We start from the raw sequence: 20,037 nt of genomic DNA, 5'->3' as shown, positions 1-20,037 counted from the left end.
GTCGGCTGTACCGACGTCATACCCGGCAAGCCGGCTCCTACAGGTACGGCGGCGAGCTGTGCGCGACTGCGATGACCGCGTAGGAGCCGGCTTGCCGGCGATGGGGCCAGTACAGACAATAGAGCCCCCACAGCCCCAGGCCGGATGCCATGCCAACTCCGCACTCGCTCTACGACCAAGCCCTGACCGAGCACGGCTACGCCCCTGACCCGGCCCAGGCCACTGCCGTCGCGGCGCTGCAAACCTGCTTCGAGGCGCTCGAACAGGGCCGTACTACACGCGGTCTCTACCTCTGGGGCCCGGTCGGGCGCGGCAAGACCTGGCTGATGGACGTGTTCCACCGCTGCCTGGACATCCCCGCACGACGCCAGCACTTTCACCACTTCATGGCCTGGGTGCACCAGCGGCTGTTCCAGCTCAACGGTACCGCCGACCCGCTAACGGCCCTGGCGCGAGAGTTGGCTGGGCAAATTCGCGTGCTCTGCTTCGACGAACTGTTCGTCAGCGACATCGGCGATGCGATCATCCTCGGGCGTTTGTTCCAGGTGCTGTTCGACCAGGGCGTGGTGATCGTCGCCACATCCAACCAGCCACCCGAGCAGCTCTACCGCGACGGTTTCAACCGCGAGCGGTTCCTTCCGGCGATCGCCGCCATCGAACGGCACATGCAGGTGCTGGCGGTGGCCGGCGATCAGGATCATCGCTTGCACCCGGGCCAAGTGCGGCAACGCTACTGGGTGGCCACTGCGGGCAGCGCAGGGGCGCTGGAGCAGGTGTTCCACAGCCTGAGCCACGAGAACGTCACGACCGAGCCGTTGTCGGTCGGCTCGCGACAGATCCAGGTCATCAGGCGCAGCGACCAGGTGATCTGGTGCCGCTTCTCCCAGCTGTGCGAGCAACCGCTGGCGGCAACCGAGTTCATGGCCTTGTGTGACCGTTATCAGGCGATCCTGCTACAGGATGTGCCGGCGTTGGGCGGCCAGCAGCGCGCCGGGCGCATCGCAAGGGGCACCGAGGACGCCGCGGCGCGGGTCGAGGCGGGCGACCGCGAGCTGCCGATGCTGTCGCCCAAGGATGACGCGGTGCGACGTTTCATCGCCCTGGTGGACGAATGCTACGACCGCCGGGTGGCCCTCTACGTGGAAGCCCAGGTGCCGCTGGATGAACTGTACACCCAGGGCTACCTTGCCTTCGCCTACCAGCGCACCCTCAGTCGCCTGCGCGAGATGCAGTTGCAGCGCTTCGGTTGAGGCGGGAATCGCGTGCGAGCCAGTCCAGCAATGCCTTGTGGAATTGCTGCGGCTCTTCGATCTGCGGCGCATGGCCCATGCCCGGGAAGGTGACCAGCTCGCCCTGGGGGATCAGCTTGGCCACGCGCGGGCCCAGTTCCTTGTAGTTGCCCAACTGCGCCTTGAGCGCTGGTGGGGCGATATCGCTGCCGATGGCGGTGGTGTCCTGGTCACCGATCAACAGCAGGGTCGGCATCTTCAGGTTGTGGAACTCGTGGTACACCGGTTGGGTGAAGATCATGTCGTAGATCAGCGCCGAGTTCCACGCCACCGCTTCATGCCCAGGGCCCTGGTTCAGTCCCACCAGCATCTGCACCCAGCGCTCGTACTCAGGCTTCCAGCGCCCGGCATAGTAGGTCTTGCGCTCGTAGTTGCGCACGCCTTCGGCGTCGAGCTTGAGCTCGCGCTCGTACCACTGGTCCACCGTGCGGTAGGGCACGCCCAGGGCTTTCCAGTCTTCCAGGCCAATCGGGTTGACCATCGCCAGGCGCTCGACCTGCTGCGGGTACATCAACGCGTAGCGGGTGGCCAGCATGCCGCCGGTGGAGTGGCCCAGGATGACCGACTGGCTCACGCCCAACTGCTCGAGCAGGGCATGGGTGTTGGTCGCCAGTTGCTGGAAGCTGTATTGGTAATGCGCCGGCTTGCTGGAGGTACAGAAACCGATCTGGTCAGGTGCGATGACGCGGTAGCCGGCCTGGCTCAGGGCGTCGATGGTGGTTTCCCAGGTGGCCGCGCAGAAGTTCTTGCCATGCATCAGCACCACGCTGCGGCCATTGGCCTTGCCCTTGGCCGGCACGTCCATGTACCCCATCTGCAGGTCTTGCCCCTGGGACTTGAAGTCGAAGTGCTTCAGCGGGTGAGGATAGGCGAAGCCTTCGAGCTGTTTGCCATAGGTGGTGGGTTCGGCAGCGGTGGCGGTGCCTGCGACGAGGCAGGTGAGGGCCAGGGCGGTTGCGCGCAGCATGGGGGCACTCCGTGTAGGGCCATGTAGGAATTGGCGACTGTAACAGTCAGAGCGCTACCTTAACCGGTAAAGGTGTTACCAAGGATGAAACCAACCCAAGGTGATCATCGCCACGACGATGTAGCGGCCGCCCTTGGCCAGGGTCACCAACAGCAGGAAGCGCCAGAACGGCTCGCGCATGATTCCGGCGATCAGGGTCAGTGGATCGCCGATGATCGGCATCCAGCTCAGCAGCAGTGACCATTGCCCCCAGCGTTGGTAGCGTGCCTGGGCACGCGCCAGTTGTGCTTCGCTGAAGGGGAACCAGCGCCGAGCGCGCAGGTGCTCGACGGCTCGGCCCAGCAGCCAGTTGACCAGCGAACCGAGCACGTTGCCCAAGGTGGCCACCAGCAGCAGGGGCAGCCAGGCATCGGGTTGGCGCAGCAGCAGGCCGACGAGCACCGCCTCCGATTGCAGGGGCAGCAGGGTGGCGGCGCCGAAGGCGCTGAGAAACAGCGCCCACAGGCTGAGCATCAGTAGTTGGCGACCACGGTGTCCTGGCCATCCTGGGTCACGCCGATGACCTGGTAGGCGTCCTTGTGGTCACCCATCTCCATGCCTGGCGAGCCCATGGGCATGCCGGGCACGGCCAGGCCCTTGAGGTCGTCGCGCTTGGCCAGCAGGCGGACCTGTTCGGCTGGCACATGGCCTTCGACGAACTTGCCGTCGATCACCCCGGTGTGGCACGAGGCCAGGCGCGGGGCGACGCCCAGGCGCTGCTTGACGGCACTCATGTTCGGCTCGACATGGTCATTGACGGTAAAGCCGTTGTCGCGCAGGTGGCTGATCCAGGCCTTGCAGCAACCGCAGTTGGGGTCGCGGTACACATCGATGGTTTCCGCGGCTTGGGCCAGGCCGGTGATGGCGAGCAGGCCGAGGGTGAGCAGGTGTTTGCGTAGCATGGCGGCTCCTTGGGTTTTCGTACCGATCGAGTGTCGGCCGGCAGCATAGCGCAGGCGCCGGCCCATTGCCTGTCTACTGGAGGTCGGGCAGGTCACGCATCAGTAGCCCGAATTGAAGTGGCACTTGCTCGGGAATAGGCAGGTAGACCACGTGCCCATCCCCCGGCGCCACCTCGGTTGGCTGCTGCGCAGTGTCGCGCAGAAGGTCCAGTTGGAAGTGATAATTGCCGTAGGGGGTCATCAATTCGAGCTGGTCGCCCAGCGCGAAGCGATTTTTCACCCGCACCTCGGCCAGGCCGTCGACCCGTTCTCCGGTCAGCTCACCGACGAACTGCTGGCGCTCGGAGACCGAGTTGCCGCGCTGGTAGTTCTGGTATTCGTCATGCACATGGCGGCGCAGGAAACCCTCGGTGTAGCCGCGCTGGGCCAGCGATTCGAGGTTGAGCATGAGGCCGCGATCGAACGGCCGGCCCGCGGCAGCGTCGTCGATGGCCTTGCGATAGGACTGCACGGCCCGGGCGCAGTAGAAGTGCGACTTGGTGCGGCCTTCGATCTTCAGCGAGTGCACGCCCATGTGCAGCAGGCGCTCGACGTGCTGGATGGCGCGCAAGTCCTTGGCGTTCATGATGTAGGTGCCGTGCTCGTCCTCGAACGCCGGCATGCTGTCGCCTGGCCGGCTGCTCTCTTGCAGCAGGAACACCTGCTCGGTGGGCGCGCCCAGGCCCAGGGTCGGCTCCACCTGCTGGACGATGTCTCCGGTCACGTTCTCGGCGGCCGGTGCCGCATCGTACTTCCAGCGGCAGGCATTGGTGCAACTGCCTTGGTTGGCGTCACGCTTGTTCAGGTATCCCGACAGCAGGCAGCGACCGGAATAGGCCATGCACAACGCGCCATGGACGAAGACCTCGAGCTCCATGTCCGGCACTTGCTGGCGGATCTCGGCGATTTCCTCCAGCGACAGCTCGCGCGACAAGATCACCCGGCTCAGCCCGAGCTGCTGCCAGAATTGCACGCTGGCCCAATTCACCGTATTGGCCTGCACCGACAGGTGCACCGGCATCTCTGGGAAGTGCTGGCGCACCAGCATGATCAGCCCGGGGTCGGACATGATCAGCGCATCCGGACCCATCGCGACTACTGGCGCCAGGTCCTTGAGGAAGGTTTTCAGCTTGGCGTTGTGCGGCGCGATGTTCACCACCACGTAGAAGCGCTTGCCCAGGGCGTGCGCCTCATCGATGCCCAAGGCCAGGTTGGCATGATCGAATTCGTTGTTGCGCACCCGCAAGCTGTAGCGCGGCTGGCCGGCGTAAACCGCATCGGCACCGTAGGCGAAGGCGTAGCGCAAGGTCTTGAGGCTGCCGGCTGGGGCCAGCAGTTCGGGTTTGGCGAGGGAGTTCATGACGCACCGGGGGTAAAGGCGCGGATGCTAGAGCGTCAGCGGGAGAGACGCATTGACCTGAATCAAGGCGGCGATGGCACTTTTTCGACAGCGGCGGCCACTAATGTTCCAGGACACTCAAGGAACGCCCATGAACGAAACCTCGCTGCAGAACAAAGCCTTGGCCGTACTCCTGGCCCTGGTGACCATCGCCTTCGTGTGGATCATGCTGCCGTACTACGGAGCGATTTTCTGGGCGGTGATCCTTGGCATCCTGTTCGCGCCACTGCAACGCAAGCTGCTGTTGCGTTGCGGCAGGCGGCGCAACCTGGCGGCGCTGATCACCCTGTGCATCTGCCTGTTGATCGCGGTTCTGCCGGTCGCGATCATCAGCGCCTTGCTGGTCCAGGAGGGCGCCTCGCTGTACCAGCGTATCGAAAGTGGGCAGTTGGATATCGCCGGCTACATAGAGCACGGCAAGGACATGCTGCCGGCGTTCGCGCAAAACGCCCTGGACCGCATGGGTATAGGCAACCTCGACGGCTTGCGCGAGAACGTCACCCAATGGGCCACCCAGGGTAGCCAGTTCCTGGCTGGCAAGGCATTCAGCTTTGGCCAGGGCACCTTCGAGTTGATGGTCAGCCTGGGCGTGATGCTGTACTTGCTGTTCTTCTTCCTGCGCGAGGGCGCCGAAGTCGCGCGACGGGTCCGCCTGGCTGTGCCGCTCCCCGAGGAGCAGAAGCGTCGGTTGCAGCTGAAATTCAGCCGGGTGGTGCGGGCGACGGTCAAGGGCAACGTGCTGGTGGCCGTGACCCAGGGTGCGCTTGGCGGGTTCATCTTCTGGGTGCTGGACATCCCCAGTGCCCTGGTCTGGGCGGTGCTGATGGCGTTCCTGTCGCTGCTGCCAGCCGTGGGGGCGGGGATCATCTGGGCGCCGGTGGCCGCGTATTTCCTGCTGACCGGAGCGATCCTGCAAGGGGTAATCCTGACCGCCTTCGGCGTGCTGGTGATCGGCCTGGTGGATAACCTGTTGCGGCCCATTCTGGTGGGCAAGGACACGCGCATGCCCGACTACCTGATTCTGGTGTCGACCCTCGGCGGGCTGGCGGTATTCGGGCTCAATGGCTTCGTGATCGGGCCGCTGATCGCGGCGCTGTTCCTGTCGAGCTGGGCGATCTTCGCCTCCAGCAAGCCGCAGGTGCAGCTGCCGCAGTAGGAGCATGTTTCAGCGGAAACTGTAGGAAACCCCGGCATAGACCCCGAAACCTTCCCCCGGGGTCGAGCGGGCGACGTCCTGCCCGGCGTCGTCGTATCCGGGGGTGACCGTCGCCGCATAGCGCTTGTTGGTCAGGTTGCGCAGGTCGAGCCAGGTCTGCCAGTCCAGCTTCGGCGATTCCCACCCCAGACGTGCGCCCAGCAGCGCATAGGCATCGGCGTGGTAGCTGTTGGCGTAGTCGACTTGCACCTTGGACGCCATCTGCGTGTTGACCCCGGCGTAGAACCCGCTCGGCCAGTCGTAACGCAACTCGGCCTGGTAGTAGTGCATGGGAATGCCCGGCAGGCGGTTGTCGCCGAACTGTTCGTCGTCGCGGTAATGGAAGTCGCTGAAGGTGTACGCCTGGCGCAGGCTCAACTTGCCGGTACCCGGGCGCTCCCACAAGATGCTGTCCAGGCCGGCCTCGACGCCCTGGTGTACCGTGGGGCTGGCGTTGAACTCCTTGGCCGGCATGCCTTGGACGATTTCCGCGAGCAACAGCTCATGGCGCACCTGCGAGTAGTACCAGGCCAGGTCCCAGTGGCCCAGCGCCGAATCGCCGCGGGCACCCAGTTCGAGCGTGGTGGCGGTTTGGTTCTGCATCTCGATCGGTTGTGTGGCGACCGTAGAGCTCCAGATCAATGCCCACGGGTGTGGCGGCTCCACCGAACGGCTGAGGTTGCCATAGACCTGCAACTGCGGGTTGATGTCGTAGCGCAGACCCAGGCGAGGGGCGTAGTCCCAGTCATGCTGGCTAACCTTGCCGCCGTCTTCGGGCCAGGTGACCGCGCTCTCGCGGCGGGTATAGATCATCGCCAGGCCGCTGGTCAGCCACAGGTCGGGCACCAGCTCCAGCTCGTTGCCGACATGCACCACGGTGTCCGAGCCCTGGTAGGTGAAATCGCGTGAGCGCGCGCCGAACACGTCGCCGCTACGGGCGAATTGCGAAGCGCCGCTGTTGGGCAGGTGCTTGGTGGTGCGCCAGCCAATGGTGGTCTTGCTGTCGTGACCGAACAGGGTGTCACGACGCAAATAATTGAGCGTACCGCTGACGTCGCTGTAGGCGACCTTAAGGCGCATCGGGCCCTCGCGCAGATCCATCGGGTAGTCGTGATAGACCAGCCCGGCTTCGAGCCGTGATTCATCGTCCAGGTAGAACGTGGTCTTGTTGGCCACCCAGGTGCTGCCCGGTTGCGGACGGCTGTCGTCACGGGCCAGGTAGGCGGCGTTGGCCGCGCGTGGATCGTGCTTGATCTGCTGCTTGGTCAGGCGACCGGCCAGGTCGTTCTCGGTTTCCCGGTAGCGCAGGTAGAAGCGGGTTTCCAGGTTGGGGTTGAAGCGGTAGCCGACGTTGGCGGCGATGCCTTTGGCGCTGCCGCTGCTGTGCTCCTGGTAGCCGTCGTATTGCGAATCGGTCAGCGCCACGTAGTAATCGAGGTTGCCCAGCACCTGGCCCGAGCTGATATGGCGATGCTGGTAACCGCGGCTGCCGACCTCGTAGCGCAGCTGCAAGGGGGCGGCATCGTAGCCGGTATGGGTCACGTAGTTGATCGCCCCGCCCAGCGCCAGGGCGCCCTGGTCGAAGCCGTTGGCGCCACGCAACACTTCGGCCCGGCTCAGCCACAGCGGCTCGAACAGTTCGTAGGGAGTGCCACCGGGGCCGGTCAGGGGCAGACCGTCGAACATCGTGTACACGCCGGAGCCGTGGGCGCCGGGCGCACGGTTGATGCCCGAACCACGGATCGACAGCTTGATCCCGTCATTGCCCGCCGATTGGGCGAACACCCCTGGCTGATAGGCCAGCACGTCCTGGTTGCTGGCAACCCTGCCTTGCCCGACGTGCTGCATGTCGATCAGGTTGCTGGCGCCAGGCACTGCCTGCAGGCGCGCGCGGGCATCTTCCAGTTCGCTTTGCTGCTCATCGTTGATCAACACCTGGCCCAGCTCGATCGCGGGTGCAGCCCAAGCGGGCTGGCCAGCCGTGAACAGGGCCAGCAGGCCAAGGCGGGGCGAGAGGGGCAAAACGGGACGCATCGAACGGCTCCAGACGAAGGGAGGAAGGGGCAGTGGCGTTGTGACGAGCGAAGTGCCGCGTAAAGCACGCGCAATTCGAGTTAATTGCACGACGCTGAGGGGGAACGGATTTGTACGGCTGTTCTTTACAAACCGCACGAGTGGAGCGCGGGCCGCGAGCTCCGTAAGTTTATGCCCAATGCGGCGGCACTTTTGCGCGCCGCCACCGGCAATGACTTGTGGAGGCTGATGATGAGAACCAACCTACAACCTATAGCCGAACATCCAGCGGACTCTCCGATTCGCCTGACCCCTCGGGAGGAGAAGGTGCTGCTGTGGTGCGCCTATGGCAAAAGCTCATGGGAGATTGGCCAGATCCTCGAATGCCAGGAATCCACGGTCAATTTCCACGTGGGTAACATCCTGCGCAAATTCGACGTTTCCACTCGGGTTGCCGCGGTAATCAAGGCTATTCGCTATGGCATGCTAGCCGAGGAGTGAAGGCATGAACATAACCACCACGTCCATGTCCGGACCTCCCGACGGAGCGGTACCAGTGCCTTGTGCCCCACGCTTTCCTGATTGCCACGACCCGTTCTGGCCACGTATCGAATTGTCGGTGCTGCGCGAGCGACTTGCCCTGGACGCGCAGGTCAGCGATGCACGCCTGGGCCTGGCCGTGCGCTGTGCAGCCATCGCTGCCGCCAGGGAGTTCGCCACCTGGCGGGCAGCCCTGCGTGGTCGGGGTTACCAGCGGCTGGAGGATCTCGCCAGCCATCGGCAGGGACGCGCATTGTCGCTGTGTTATTCACGTTATCTGGAGGCGGCGGCCATGAAAGCACTGGCCCACACCAGCGAGCAGCGTAAAGCCGAGAAAGGAGAGCACTATGGATGATTTCGCGTGGGTGAGCGCTGCGTTGAGCGAGCGCATCGAGAACGAAGGCCGGGTACTGTTCGGCGCATTACTGGGGGCGGTGCTGATCACCCTTGCTCGTGGCCAGCTGATCCTGGTACCGCGCAAGCGCCTATCGGCGCTCAGCCAAGGGCTGTTGGTGCTCCTGGCACTGGGGGTCGGTTACCTGTTCGAGCCCCTGTTGACCTCCCTGGTGCCATCGCTCACACCTGGCATGGCGGCGTTCGTCGCGGCGGTGGCGGTGATTCCGGTCTGTCTCAAGCTCATGGTGTGGCTGGACGCGGTGGACATGCGCGACATCCTGCAGCGCTGGCGTCGCTGATGTCAGCCGGGGAGGGTATCCGCTACGCGACTGGCAAGCCTGTCGAGCTTGCGCTCCAGTTCCTGAATGCGTTGCTTGTCCTTGATGAACAGCAGCGCGGCCTGGCGGTCTGCCAGGGACAGGCTGCGCAGATCATCGAGCGCTGCGCTTTCCCAATCGGACTGGGCGTCAGGTTGATTTGCCAGCGTACCTTCACCCAGCAGCAGCCAATCGAGGGAGCAGGCGTTCTGTCGAGCAAGTTCTACGCATAAGGAGTACGGAACGCTTGCGCGCACTTTCCAGCTGCTGAGTGTCTGTGGGCTCACATTCAAAGCTCTGGCAAGCTGCACATCGGTGTTCGACCCGGTCAGTTGTTTAAGGCGAAGAAGCACCGAAGCGAAAAAAACACTACTCATTATGGATATCCATTACTGTTTTTGCGTCATTCCCTAGGCTTAAGCTAATGATTAAGAGTAGAAAACCTGCATTTTGAGGATATTTCGGAATGAAGCATGAAGCAACGAAAAGCCCTTTCTGCACCGTAATAAATACCGACACAGATCGACGATTAATCTTACAGATTACACATTTTTTCAACCTTAGCAGGTATTTGCCGTGAGTACGTATAAGTTGGTCTGTCCGCATTGCAACAGCAAGATGCGTATTCGTACTAGCGAAGGGCGTCATATCTTCTTGAGAGTGGCGTATTTGCAGTGCACCCAGGAAGCCTGTGGCTGGTCGGTCAGGGCCGAGTTCGAAATGACCCATGAACTATCACCCAGCGGCATGCCTAACCCCGCAGTCCATCTCCCGTCGGCCAACAGTGAGCTGCGACGTGCCGCCGGGCAACGAGAAACCGCCGTTTCGTCAGGCAGATAGCAAAGCGCTACCTGACGCAGAAAAAAAAACACCCCGCATGTGCGGGGTGTTTTTCATTGTGCTCCGATCAGCCGATCAGCTGCAGGCCGGCTTGTTGCACCAGATCCAGCAGCGGCTGCGGGTATACGCCGAGAACGAAGGCGAGGATGGCGATGGCCAGCAGCATCACGCCACCGGTACGTTGCTCCCACTTCAACGGTGCGTCGTGGCGACGCAGGTTCGGCTCGACCAGGTACAGGGTGACCATGACACGCAGGTAGTAGTAGACGCCGATGGCGCTACCGATCACCAGGGCGCCGACCAGCCACCACAGGTGCGACTCGACGCCGGTGGCGATGATGTAGAACTTGCCGATGAAACCGGCAGTCAGCGGGATACCCGCCAGCGACAGCATCATCACGGTGAGCACGGCGGTCAGGTATGGACGGCGCCAGAACAGGCCACGGTACTCGTACAGCGCGTCAGCGTCACGGCCGCCGTATGGCGAGGACATCAGGGTGATGACACCGAAGGCGCCCAGGCTGGTGATCACGTAGGTGACCAGGTACACGCCCATGGCTTCCAGGGCCAGGCCCTTGCTGGCGACCAGCGCGATGACCAGGTAACCGAAGTGGGCGATGGAGGAGTAACCGAGCAGACGCTTGAGGTTGCTCTGGGTCAGCGCCAGCAGGTTGCCGATCAGGATCGAGGCGACCGCGATGACGGCCAGGACGGTGCTCAGCACGCCGCTGCTGGCAGCAGGGGAGAGCATGAACAGGCGCACGACCACGGCGAACACCGCCACCTTGCTGGCGGTAGCCAGGAATGCGGCGACCGGTGCCGGGGCACCCTCGTACACGTCCGGCGTCCACAGGTGGAAGGGTACCAGCGACAGTTTGAAGGCCAGGCCGACCAGCATCATGCCCAGGCCCAGTTGGGCCACCAGGCTCGGCATGTTGGTCGCGGCCAGCACCTTGCCGATCTGGTCGAAGGTCAGGCTACCGGCATCGGCGTACAGCAGGGCCATGCCGAACAGCAGGAAGGCCGAGCCTGCAGCCGACAGCACCATGTACTTGATGCCGGCTTCCAGCGAGCGCTTGTTGAAGAAGGCATACGCCACCAAGCCGTAGACCGGCACCGACAGCAGCTCCAGGCCGATGAACAGGCCAGCCAGGTGATTGGCACTGACCAGCACCAGGCCACCAAGGGCCGACATCAGCAGCAGCAGGTACAGTTCTTCACGGTTGCCCGGGAAGCCCTTGGCGCCCTCGCCAAGGTAGGCGTGGGCGAGGGTGACGCAGGCCAGGGTGGCAACCAGGATGATCGCCATGTACAGGCAGGCGAACTTGTCGATGGTGACCAGCGAGGTCACCGCCAGCGGGGCGACCTTCAGTGCCGGCAGGATCGACAGCAGGGCCAGGTTCAGCCCCACGGTGGACAGCAGGAAGGTCTGCGAGTGGTTGCGCTTCCAGGCGATCGCCAGCATCACCACCACCGTGGTGATGGTGGTGATCAGCATCGGCGCCAATGCGATGAAGTGTTGAGTGGTGAATTCCATAGCGCTCTTACCGGGCCGAAGCGAGTTGAGTGAAAGCGGAACCGAGCCACTGCTGCACACCACTCATGGTGGCGGCAGAGGTGTCGAGGAACGGCTGCGGATACACGCCCAGCAGCACCAGCAGCACCGCCAGGCCCAGAACCATGACCAGTTCGCGACTGTCCATGCCGGCCAGCACGGTGTCGGCCTTGGCCGGACCGAAGTAGGCGCGGTGGATCATGATCAGCGAGTAGACCGAACCGAATACCAGGCCGGTGGTGGCGATCACGGTGATCCATGGCACATGCGCGAAACTGCCGATCAGGATCAGGAACTCGCCGACGAAGTTGCCGGTGCCTGGCAGGCCCAGAGAGGCGGCGGCGAAGAACAGGCTGATGGCGGGCAGGTAGGCGATGCGGTGCCACAGGCCACCCATCTGGCGCATGTCACGGGTGTGCAGGCGCTCGTACAGTTGGCCGGACAGGATGAACAGCGCGGCGGCCGACAGGCCGTGGGCCAGCATCTGGATCACCGCGCCTTGCAGGGCCTGTTGGCTGCCGGAGTAGATACCGATCAGCACGAAGCCCATGTGCGAGACGCTGGAGAAGGCGATCAGGCGCTTGATGTCGGTTTGCGCGAAGGCCAGGAAGGCACCGTAGAAGATACCGATCAGGCCCAGGGTCATGGCGATCGGCGCGAACTCCGCCGAGGCATTCGGGAACAGCGGCAGGGCGAAGCGCAGCAGGCCGTAGGCCGCGGTCTTCAGCAAGATACCGGCCAGGTCCACGGAACCTGCGGTCGGTGCCTGGGCGTGTGCGTCAGGTAGCCAGGAGTGGAACGGCACCACCGGCAGCTTCACCGCGAAGGCGATGAAGAAGCCCAGCATCAGCAGGTATTCGGTACCGGCCGGCAGCTCGGCCTTGAGCAGGTCGCTGTAGTTGAAGGTGATGACGCCGGTGTTGGTGTAGTTGACCAGGACCAGGCCGAGGATCGCCACCAACATGATCAGGCCGCTGGCCTGGGTGAAGATGAAGAACTTGGTCGCCGCGTAGATCCGGGTCTTCTTGCCGTCTGCCGAGCTGTGACCCCAGAGCGCGATGAGGAAGTACATCGGCACCAGCATCATTTCCCAGAAGAAGAAGAACAGGAACAGGTCCAGGGCCAGGAACACACCGACCACGCCGCCCAGGATCCACATCAGGTTGAGGTGGAAGAAGCCGACGTGACGCTGGATTTCTTTCCAGGAGCACAGTACCGACAGCACACCGAGCAGGCCGGTGAGCAGGATCATCAGCAGCGACAGGCCGTCGAGGGCCAGGTGGATGCTGATGCCGAAGCGCTGGATCCACTGGACTTTGTATTCCAGGGCCCAGGCAGGTTCGGCGCCCGGAGCGGGAGCGAGGGTGTAGTCGCCGGTGCCCCACAGCCACAGGCCGATGCCGAGCAGCAGGGACATGGTCAGCAGCGCGATCCAGCGCGGCAGGGTGGCGCCGAAGCGCTCACCCAGCCAGCACAGGAAGCCGCCGATGAAGGGGATCAGGATCAGCCAAGGCAAAATCATGACGGGTTCGTTTCCTTTTGCAGAGTCGCAAGGTTCGCAAGGTTCGCAAGCTTCATGGTCATACCGCAGCCACTACCACAGCGCCGAGTACCAGCACTGCGCCAACGGCGATCGAAGCGGTGTACCAACGCAGCTGGCCGGTTTCGGTCTTGCTCATGGCGACGTTGCCGCCGCGAGCCAGACGAGGAATCAGGCCGATGCTGCGGTCAACCGGGTCCTTGCGCAGGATGTGGCTGATCAGCAGGTAAGGTTTGACGAACAGCTTGTCGTAGATCCAGTCGAAGCCCCAGGCAGCGAACCACCAGGCCGACAGCACCCGGCCGATGCCGCTGTTGGCGACGGCGCTGACGAAGCGACGCTTGCCCAGGAACAGCAGGGCCGACAGCAGGATGCCGGCGATGGCGATGGCACCCGAGGTGATCTCCAGCGCGTGCTTGGCTTCGCCACCGGCGTGGCCGGCGCTTTCAGGCAGGACGCCAGCGAGCGGCGGGGTGATCCAGGCGCCGACGAAGGTCGACAGCACGATCAGCACGCCCAGTGGCAACCAGTGGCTGATGCCGTGGCCGGCGTGGGCTTCGGTCTTGGCTTCGCCGTGGAAGGCGATGAAGATCAGGCGGAAGGTGTACAGCGAGGTCATGAACGCGCCGACCAGGCCGGCGTACAGCAGGCCGGTGTTGCCGCTGGCGAAGGCTTCCCAGAGGATCTCGTCCTTGGAGTAGAAGCCCACGGTCACGATCGGCAGGGCAGCCAGGGCGGCACCACCGACCACGAAGCTGGCGTAGGCCAGGGGCAGCTTCTTCCACAGGCCACCCATCTTGAAGATGTTCTGCTCGTGGTGGCAGGCGACGATCACCGCACCGGAAGCAAGGAACAGCAGGGCCTTGAAGAAGGCGTGGGTCATCAGGTGGAAGATCGCCGCGTCCCAGGCACCCACGCCCAGGGCCAGGAACATGTAGCCGATCTGGCTCATGGTCGAGTAGGCGAGGATACGCTTGATGTCGGTCTGTACCAGCGCGGCGAAGCCCGCCAGTACCAGGGTCACGCCACCCACCACCCCCACCAGGTGCAGGATGTCCGGCGCCAGCAGGAACAGGCCGTTGGTACGGGCGATCAGGTAGACGCCTGCGGTCACCATGGTGGCCGCGTGGATCAGCGCCGAGACCGGGGTCGGGCCGGCCATCGCGTCGGCGAGCCAGGTCTGCAGTGGCAGCTGGGCCGATTTACCGACTGCGCCACCCAGCAGCATCAGGGTCGCCAGGACCATCCAGGTGTCGCCAGCCTGGAACTTCTGCGGTGCCAGCACCAGCAGCTCCTGTACGTTCAGGGTACCCAGCTGGGCGAACAGGATGAACAGGCCGATGGCCATGAACACGTCGCCGATACGGGTGACGATGAACGCCTTGAGCGCCGCGTTACCGTTGTTGCGGTTGCTGTAGTAGAAACCGATCAACAGGTACGAGCACAGGCCCACGCCTTCCCAGCCGAAGTAGATGAACAGCAGGTTATCGCCGAGGATCAGGAACAGCATGCTGGCAATGAACAGGTTGGTGTACGAGAAGAAGCGCGAGTAACCGGCTTCGCCACGCATGTACCAGGACGCGAACAGGTGGATCAGGAAGCCGACACCGGTGACCACGCCGAGCATGGTGACCGACAGGCCGTCCAGGTAGAGGGTGAAGTTCGGCGCGAAGCCGTCCACCGACATCCACTGCCACAGCAGCTGGCTGTACGCACCGCCTTCAGGCGGCGCGACGTTGAACTGCCAGATGACGTAGGCGGCCGTGGCGGCCGAAAGGCCGACCGAGCCGACGCCGATCAGCGCCGAGAGGTTCTCCGAGAACCGCCCGCGCGAGAACGACAGCAGCAGGAAGCCGATCAGGGGGAAGACGAAAGTCAGGAAGAGAAGGTTCATCCGCGCATCTCACTGGCAGCATCGATGTCGAGAGTGTGGAAGCGGCGATACAGCTGCAGCAGGATCGCCAGGCCAATGCTGGCCTCGGCGGCTGCTAGGCTGATCACCAGAATGAACATCACCTGGCCGTCGGGTTGCACCCAACGGGCACCGGCGACGATGAACGCCAGGGCAGAGGCGTTCATCATGACTTCCAGGCTCATGAGCACGAAGAGGATGTTGCGGCGGACCATCAGGCCAACCAGACCTAAGCAGAACAGGATGCCGGCGACCGCCAGACCATGCTCGAGAGGGATAGCACCCATGATTTACTCCTTCGCCTCAACGCGGCCCAGGTGGAAGGCGGTGACGGCTGCAGCGAGCAGCAGCATCGAGGCCAGTTCGACCACCAGCAGGTACGGGCCGAACAGGCTGATACCCACTTCTTTCGGGCTGACGGTGGTACCGCTGATGGCCGCGCCACTCGGGGTGACGAACAGCACGTACAGCAACTCCAGTAGCAGCAGCGCGGCGAGGATCACCGGCCCCGCCCAGATACCGGGCTTGAGCCAGCCGCGCTCCTGGGCGACAGAAGCCGGCCCGAGGTTGAGCATCATCACCACGAACACGAACAGCACCATGATGGCGCCGGCGTAGGCGATCACTTCCAGGGCGCCGGCGAACGGCGCACCCAGGGCGAAGAAGATCATTGCCACGGAAATCAGCGAAATGATCAGGTAGAGCAGGGCGTGCACGGGGTTGGTGCCGGTCACCACCCGGAGGGTGGAGACCACGGCGATCCCGGATGCGAAGTAGAAAGCGAATTCCATCTTTCTGTCCTTATGGGAGCAAGCTCTTCACGTTGATCGGCTCGGCTTCGTTCTGTGCAGCGCCTTTCGGCTTGCCAGCGATCGCCATACCCGCAACACGGTAGAAGTTGTAGTCAGGGTTCTTGCCGGGGCCGGAGATCAGCAGATCTTCTTTCTCGTACACCAGGTCCTGACGCTTGAACTCGGCCATTTCAAAATCCGGAGTCAACTGGATCGCGGTGGTCGGGCACGCCTCTTCGCACAGGCCGCAGAAAATGCAGCGCGAGAAGTTGATGCGGAAGAACTCCGGGTACCAGCGGCCATCCTCGGTCTCGGCCTTCTGCAGCGAGATGCAGCCGACCGGGCAGGCCACCGCGCAGAGGTTGCACGCCACGCAGCGCTCCTCGCCGTCGGGGTCGCGGGTGAGGACGATGCGGCCGCGATAGCGCGGCGGCAGGTACACGGGCTCTTCGGGGTATTGCAGGGTGTCGCGCTTGCGGAACCCGTGGGAGAACACCATCGCCAGGCTGCGCAGCTGAGTGCCGGTGCCCTTAACGATGTCGCCGATATACTTGAACATGGGTCAAATCCTCACTGGGCCGCGACGGCTGGCGTGTTGTAGAGCACGATCGCAGCGGTTACCAGCAAATTGATCAGGGTCAGCGGCAGGCAGAACTTCCAGCTGAAGTCCATCACCTGGTCATAGCGTGGGCGCGGGATCGAGGCGCGCAGCAGGATGAACAGCATGATGAAGAATGCGGTCTTCAGGGCGAACCACAGGAACGACAGTTGCGGCAGGATGCCGAACGGACCGTGCCAGCCGCCGAAGAACAGGGTCACCAGCAGCGCCGAGATGAGGATGATGCCGATGTACTCACCGACGAAGAACATGCCCCATTTCATGCCGGCATACTCGATGTGGTAGCCGTCGGCCAGCTCCTGTTCCGCTTCCGGTTGGTCGAACGGGTGACGGTGGGTCACGGCGACGCCAGCGATGAAGAAGGTACAGAAGCCGAAGAACTGCGGAATGATGAACCACAGGTTCTGTGCCTGGTACTCGACGATATCGCGCATGTTGAACGAGCCCACCTGCACCACCACGCCCATCAGCGCCAGGCCCAGGAACACTTCGTACGACACGGTCTGCGCCGAGGCGCGCAAGCTGCCCAGCAGGGCGTACTTGTTGTTCGACGACCAGCCGGCGAACAGCACCGCGTAGACCGAAAGACCCGCCATGGCGAAGAAGAACAGCAGGCCGATGTTCAGGTCGGCGACGCCCCACAGTGGGGTGATCGGAATCACGCAGAAGGCGATCAGCAGGGCGCTCATGGCCACGACCGGTGCCAGGGTGAAGATCATGCGGTCGACGAAGGGTGGGTTCCAGTCTTCCTTGAAGAACATCTTCAGCATGTCGGCAGCGATCTGGAACATGCCGAACGGGCCGACGCGGTTCGGACCGTAGCGGTCCTGCCACCAGCCCAGCAGGCGGCGCTCGACGAAGCTGAGCAGCGCGCCGCAGACCACCACCGCGAGCAGGACCACGATGGCCCGGACCACGGTGAGGATCACATCGATCACTTCGGGGGTGAACCAGCTCATTGTGCTGCCTCCTGCAGACCTTCGACGGATGCACCGAAGATGGCCGGCGGAATGCCGGCCAGGCCTTTGGGCAATGCAACCAGGCCAGCGCCCAGTTCTTCATTGATACGCAGCGGCAGGCGCAGCGCCTGGCCTGCAACGTTCAGGCTGAGCAGGGCACCTTCGTTGACGCCCAGGCGGTCGGCTTCGGACTTGGCCAGCGCGACGTAGGCAGCTGGAATGCGCTCCTGCACCGGAGCTGCGCGCGAGGAGTTCTCTTCGCTGCCGAACAGGTGGAAGAACGGTACTGCGGTCCAGGTACCACGGGCCGGGTTGAAGGCGCCCGGAATGGCGTTGAACCAGTTCAGGCGATCGCCTTGCGGCTCGATCAGGCGCACGCCTGGGTCACCGGCACGCAGGTGACCACCGACCTCGTCCTGGAACTTGTTCCAGGCCTGTGGCGAGTTCCAGCCCGGCGACCAGGCGAACGGCACCTGCTGGCGCGGTTCTGCCGAGCCCGAATAGCCTTCCATGGAGAAGGCGAAGGCGGTGTCCTTGTCCTGCGGGGTACGCGGCTCGTGCACGCTGATGTTGGCGCGCATGGCAGTACGGCCGGAGTAGCGCAGCGGCTCGCGAGCCAGCTTCATGCCCTTGATGCGGAATGCGGCACTTGGCGCGGCATTGACGATGCCGGCCAGTTGCGCAGCGGCTTCGGCGCAGGCGCTGGTGACGTGATCGAGCTGGGTCCAGTCCACTGGCTTGTTCAGCAGGGTGGCACGCAGCGCGTGCATCCAGCGCCAGCCTTCGTGGATCTGGATGCTGCTGTCCAGGTACTGCGGGTCGAACACCTGGAAGAAGCGCTGGGCACGGCCTTCCTGGCTGACCAGGGTACCGTCGCCTTCGGCGAACGAGGCAGCCGGCAGCACCAGGTGGGCGCGCTCGACGGTCGGGGTCTTGGAATGGTCGGCGACGATAACGACCTTGGCAGCGGCCAGGGCAGCGTCGACCTTGGCCGCTGGAACGCGGGCGTACAGGTCGTTTTCCAGTACCACGATGGCATCGGCTTTACCGCTGATCACCGCGTCCAGCGCGGCATCGACGGAATCGCCACCGAGCATGGCCATGCCGAGGCTGTTGGCCTCTGGTACGACCAGGCTCAGCGAGCCGTTCTTCTCGCGCAGCTTGAGGGCCTTGGCAATGTTGGCGGCGGCTTCGATCAGCGCCGGGTCGGCCAGGGAGGTGCCGGCGACCACCAACGGGCGCTTGGCGGCGACCAGGGCGTCGGCGATGCGCTGGGCCAGGGCCTTGGCATCATCGTCCAGGCCGGCGACGGCCGGGGCGCTCGGGTCGATGGCGTGGGCCACGGCGAAGCCGAGGCGGGCGAGGTCCGCCGGGGCGGCGTGCACGCATTCCTCGGCGACGTCGTCCAGCTTGGTCTCGGCCAGGCTGGCGATGAACAGCGGATAGAGTGCGTGCTGGCCGATGTTCTTGACCGCAGCGTCGAGCCAAGGCTGCACTTTCATGCCTTCGGCCATGGCCTCGGCCTTGCCCTTGGTGGCCTGGCGCACGGCCAGGGCGACGCGGGCAGCGGTCTGGGTCAGGTCTTCACCGAGCACGAACACGGCGTCGTGGTCTTCGATGTCGCGCAGGGTCGGGACCGGCAGCGGGCTGTTGTTCAGCACGTCGAGGACCAGGCGCACGCGTGCCAGCTCGCCGGCTTCCATGCCCGAGTAGAAGTACTCGGCGCCCACCAGTTCACGCAGGCCATAGTTGCTTTCGAGGCTGGCGCGTGGCGAGCCGATGCCGACGATGGTGCGGCCGCGCAGCAGGTCGGCGGCTTTGTCCAGGGCAGCGTCCAGGCCCAGATTGGTGCCGTCGGCCAGCTGCGGCTGGCGCGGGCGATCCTTGCGGTTGACGTAGCCATAGCCGAAGCGGCCACGGTCGCACAGGAAGTACTGGTTGACCGAGCCGTTGAAGCGGTTCTCGATGCGGCGCAGTTCGCCGTAGCGCTCACCGGGGCTGATGTTGCAGCCGCTGGAGCAGCCGTGGCAGATGCTCGGGGCGAACTGCATGTCCCACTTGCGGTTGTAGCGCTCGGAGTGGGTCTTGTCGGTGAACACGCCGGTCGGGCAGACCTCGGTCAGGTTGCCGGAGAATTCGCTCTCCAGCACGCCGTCCTCGACGCGACCGAAGTACACGTTGTCGTGGGCGCCATAGACCCCCAGGTCGGTACCGCCGGCGTAGTCCTTGTAGTAACGCACGCAGCGGTAGCAGGCGATGCAGCGGTTCATCTCGTGGGCGATGAACGGGCCGAGGTCCTGGTTCTGGTGGGTACGCTTGGTGAAACGGTAGCGGCGCTCGTTGTGGCCGGTCATTACCGTCATGTCCTGCAGGTGGCAGTGACCGCCTTCCTCGCACACCGGGCAGTCGTGCGGGTGGTTGGTCATCAGCCACTCGACGACGCTGGCGCGAAACGCCTTGGACTCATCATCGTCGATGGAGATCCAGGTGCCGTCGGAGGCAGGGGTCATGCAGGACATGACGATACGACCACGGGTGTCGTTCTCGTCGGTGTACTGCTTGACTGCACACTGCCGGCAGGCACCGACGCTACCGAGCGCCGGGTGCCAGCAGAAATAGGGGATATCGAGGCCTAGCGACAGACATGCCTGTAACAGGTTGTCCGCACCGTTGACTTCGAGCGCTTTGCCGTCTACGTGGATAGTGGCCATTGTTCAAAGTTCTT

The 20,037-nt window shown here is 63.9% G+C and carries 20 protein-coding genes; 6 read left to right on the top strand and 14 right to left on the bottom strand.

Annotated features, from left to right (window positions below):
* The first annotated feature begins 149 nt into the window (after positions 1-149).
* On the top strand, positions 150-1,250 hold the full coding sequence (gene zapE, locus E6B08_RS20530; protein WP_136915697.1) for a cell division protein ZapE: 1,101 nt from the start codon (positions 150-152) through the stop codon (positions 1,248-1,250).
* Here zapE and E6B08_RS20525 read toward each other — a convergent pair.
* The 4 genes from E6B08_RS20525 to yegQ form a co-directional block, all read right to left on the bottom strand.
* Positions 1,210-2,256 (bottom strand): alpha/beta fold hydrolase, encoded by a 1,047-nt coding sequence (locus tag E6B08_RS20525; protein WP_136915696.1) that lies wholly within the window; start codon positions 2,254-2,256, stop codon positions 1,210-1,212. The two genes, zapE and E6B08_RS20525, sit on opposite strands and share 41 nt — an antisense overlap.
* A gap of 75 nt (positions 2,257-2,331) precedes the next feature.
* A complete protein-coding gene (locus E6B08_RS20520; RefSeq protein ID WP_136915695.1) occupies positions 2,332-2,769 on the bottom strand; it encodes a YqaA family protein in 438 nt (145 codons plus the stop codon).
* On the bottom strand, positions 2,769-3,197 hold the full coding sequence (locus E6B08_RS20515; protein WP_136915694.1) for a DUF411 domain-containing protein: 429 nt from the start codon (positions 3,195-3,197) through the stop codon (positions 2,769-2,771). Before E6B08_RS20515 ends, E6B08_RS20520 begins: the two co-directional genes overlap by 1 nt.
* Before the next feature lie 73 nt (positions 3,198-3,270).
* Complete coding sequence (gene yegQ, locus E6B08_RS20510; RefSeq protein WP_136915693.1) at positions 3,271-4,596, bottom strand: tRNA 5-hydroxyuridine modification protein YegQ; 1,326 nt, start codon at positions 4,594-4,596, stop codon at positions 3,271-3,273.
* 130 nt (positions 4,597-4,726) lie between these two features.
* Here yegQ and E6B08_RS20505 point away from each other — a divergent pair, with 130 nt between their 5' ends.
* Positions 4,727-5,791: an AI-2E family transporter gene (locus E6B08_RS20505; RefSeq protein WP_136915692.1), complete on the top strand. Its 1,065-nt coding sequence runs from the start codon at positions 4,727-4,729 to the stop codon at positions 5,789-5,791.
* A 9-nt stretch (positions 5,792-5,800) separates the two neighbouring features.
* Here E6B08_RS20505 and E6B08_RS20500 read toward each other — a convergent pair whose 3' ends face one another.
* Positions 5,801-7,864 (bottom strand): TonB-dependent receptor family protein, encoded by a 2,064-nt coding sequence (locus E6B08_RS20500; RefSeq protein WP_136915691.1) that lies wholly within the window; start codon positions 7,862-7,864, stop codon positions 5,801-5,803.
* 231 nt (positions 7,865-8,095) lie between these two features.
* Here E6B08_RS20500 and E6B08_RS20495 point away from each other — a divergent pair, with 231 nt between their 5' ends.
* Genes E6B08_RS20495 through E6B08_RS20485 form a run of 3 tightly spaced genes read left to right on the top strand, consistent with a single transcriptional unit; the run spans position 8,096 to position 9,078 of the window.
* Complete coding sequence (locus tag E6B08_RS20495; protein WP_136917461.1) at positions 8,096-8,344, top strand: response regulator transcription factor; 249 nt, start codon at positions 8,096-8,098, stop codon at positions 8,342-8,344.
* A gap of 4 nt (positions 8,345-8,348) precedes the next feature.
* Positions 8,349-8,738 carry a head completion/stabilization protein gene (locus E6B08_RS20490; protein ID WP_416194359.1) on the top strand — a complete coding sequence of 130 codons (390 nt, stop codon included), beginning with the start codon at positions 8,349-8,351 and terminating at the stop codon, positions 8,736-8,738.
* The gene (locus E6B08_RS20485) at positions 8,731-9,078 is read left to right on the top strand and encodes a hypothetical protein (RefSeq protein ID WP_136915690.1); all 348 of its coding nucleotides are present in this window, start codon (positions 8,731-8,733) and stop codon (positions 9,076-9,078) included. The genes E6B08_RS20490 and E6B08_RS20485 overlap by 8 nt, the downstream gene beginning before the upstream one ends.
* 2 nt (positions 9,079-9,080) lie before the next feature.
* Here E6B08_RS20485 and E6B08_RS20480 read toward each other — a convergent pair whose 3' ends face one another.
* Complete coding sequence (locus E6B08_RS20480; RefSeq protein WP_136915689.1) at positions 9,081-9,473, bottom strand: helix-turn-helix domain-containing protein; 393 nt, start codon at positions 9,471-9,473, stop codon at positions 9,081-9,083.
* 199 nt (positions 9,474-9,672) lie between these two features.
* Between E6B08_RS20480 and E6B08_RS20475 the strand changes: the two genes are divergently transcribed.
* Positions 9,673-9,936: an ogr/Delta-like zinc finger family protein gene (locus E6B08_RS20475; RefSeq protein WP_136915688.1), complete on the top strand. Its 264-nt coding sequence runs from the start codon at positions 9,673-9,675 to the stop codon at positions 9,934-9,936.
* 67 nt (positions 9,937-10,003) lie between these two features.
* Here E6B08_RS20475 and nuoN read toward each other — a convergent pair whose 3' ends face one another.
* The 8 genes from nuoN to nuoG are packed head-to-tail and all read right to left on the bottom strand — an operon-like array spanning position 10,004 to position 20,023.
* Positions 10,004-11,473, bottom strand: a complete 1,470-nt coding sequence (gene nuoN, locus E6B08_RS20470; protein ID WP_136915687.1) for an NADH-quinone oxidoreductase subunit NuoN — start codon at positions 11,471-11,473, stop codon at positions 10,004-10,006.
* A 7-nt stretch (positions 11,474-11,480) separates the two neighbouring features.
* Positions 11,481-13,013 (bottom strand): NADH-quinone oxidoreductase subunit M, encoded by a 1,533-nt coding sequence (nuoM, locus tag E6B08_RS20465; RefSeq protein ID WP_136915686.1) that lies wholly within the window; start codon positions 13,011-13,013, stop codon positions 11,481-11,483.
* Positions 13,014-13,071: 58 nt separating this feature from the next.
* The gene (nuoL, locus tag E6B08_RS20460) at positions 13,072-14,925 is read right to left on the bottom strand and encodes an NADH-quinone oxidoreductase subunit L (protein ID WP_136915685.1); all 1,854 of its coding nucleotides are present in this window, start codon (positions 14,923-14,925) and stop codon (positions 13,072-13,074) included.
* Complete coding sequence (nuoK, locus tag E6B08_RS20455; RefSeq protein ID WP_008096201.1) at positions 14,922-15,230, bottom strand: NADH-quinone oxidoreductase subunit NuoK; 309 nt, start codon at positions 15,228-15,230, stop codon at positions 14,922-14,924. The genes nuoL and nuoK overlap by 4 nt, the downstream gene beginning before the upstream one ends.
* Positions 15,231-15,233: 3 nt before the next feature.
* A complete protein-coding gene (gene nuoJ, locus E6B08_RS20450; RefSeq protein ID WP_136915684.1) occupies positions 15,234-15,734 on the bottom strand; it encodes an NADH-quinone oxidoreductase subunit J in 501 nt (166 codons plus the stop codon).
* Between the two features lie 10 nt (positions 15,735-15,744).
* The gene (nuoI, locus tag E6B08_RS20445) at positions 15,745-16,293 is read right to left on the bottom strand and encodes an NADH-quinone oxidoreductase subunit NuoI (RefSeq protein ID WP_016488223.1); all 549 of its coding nucleotides are present in this window, start codon (positions 16,291-16,293) and stop codon (positions 15,745-15,747) included.
* A gap of 11 nt (positions 16,294-16,304) precedes the next feature.
* The gene (gene nuoH, locus E6B08_RS20440; RefSeq protein WP_054884882.1) at positions 16,305-17,312 is read right to left on the bottom strand and encodes an NADH-quinone oxidoreductase subunit NuoH; all 1,008 of its coding nucleotides are present in this window, start codon (positions 17,310-17,312) and stop codon (positions 16,305-16,307) included.
* The gene (gene nuoG / locus E6B08_RS20435; RefSeq protein WP_136915683.1) at positions 17,309-20,023 is read right to left on the bottom strand and encodes an NADH-quinone oxidoreductase subunit NuoG; all 2,715 of its coding nucleotides are present in this window, start codon (positions 20,021-20,023) and stop codon (positions 17,309-17,311) included. The genes nuoH and nuoG overlap by 4 nt, the downstream gene beginning before the upstream one ends.
* Between the last annotated feature and the right edge of the window lie 14 nt (positions 20,024-20,037).

Origin of the sequence: Pseudomonas putida (genome assembly GCF_005080685.1) — a bacterium.
GTDB lineage: Bacteria > Pseudomonadota > Gammaproteobacteria > Pseudomonadales > Pseudomonadaceae > Aquipseudomonas > Aquipseudomonas putida_V.
The sequence above is the reverse complement of the archived record's forward strand: the minus strand, read 5'-3'. Positions and strand labels throughout refer to the sequence as shown.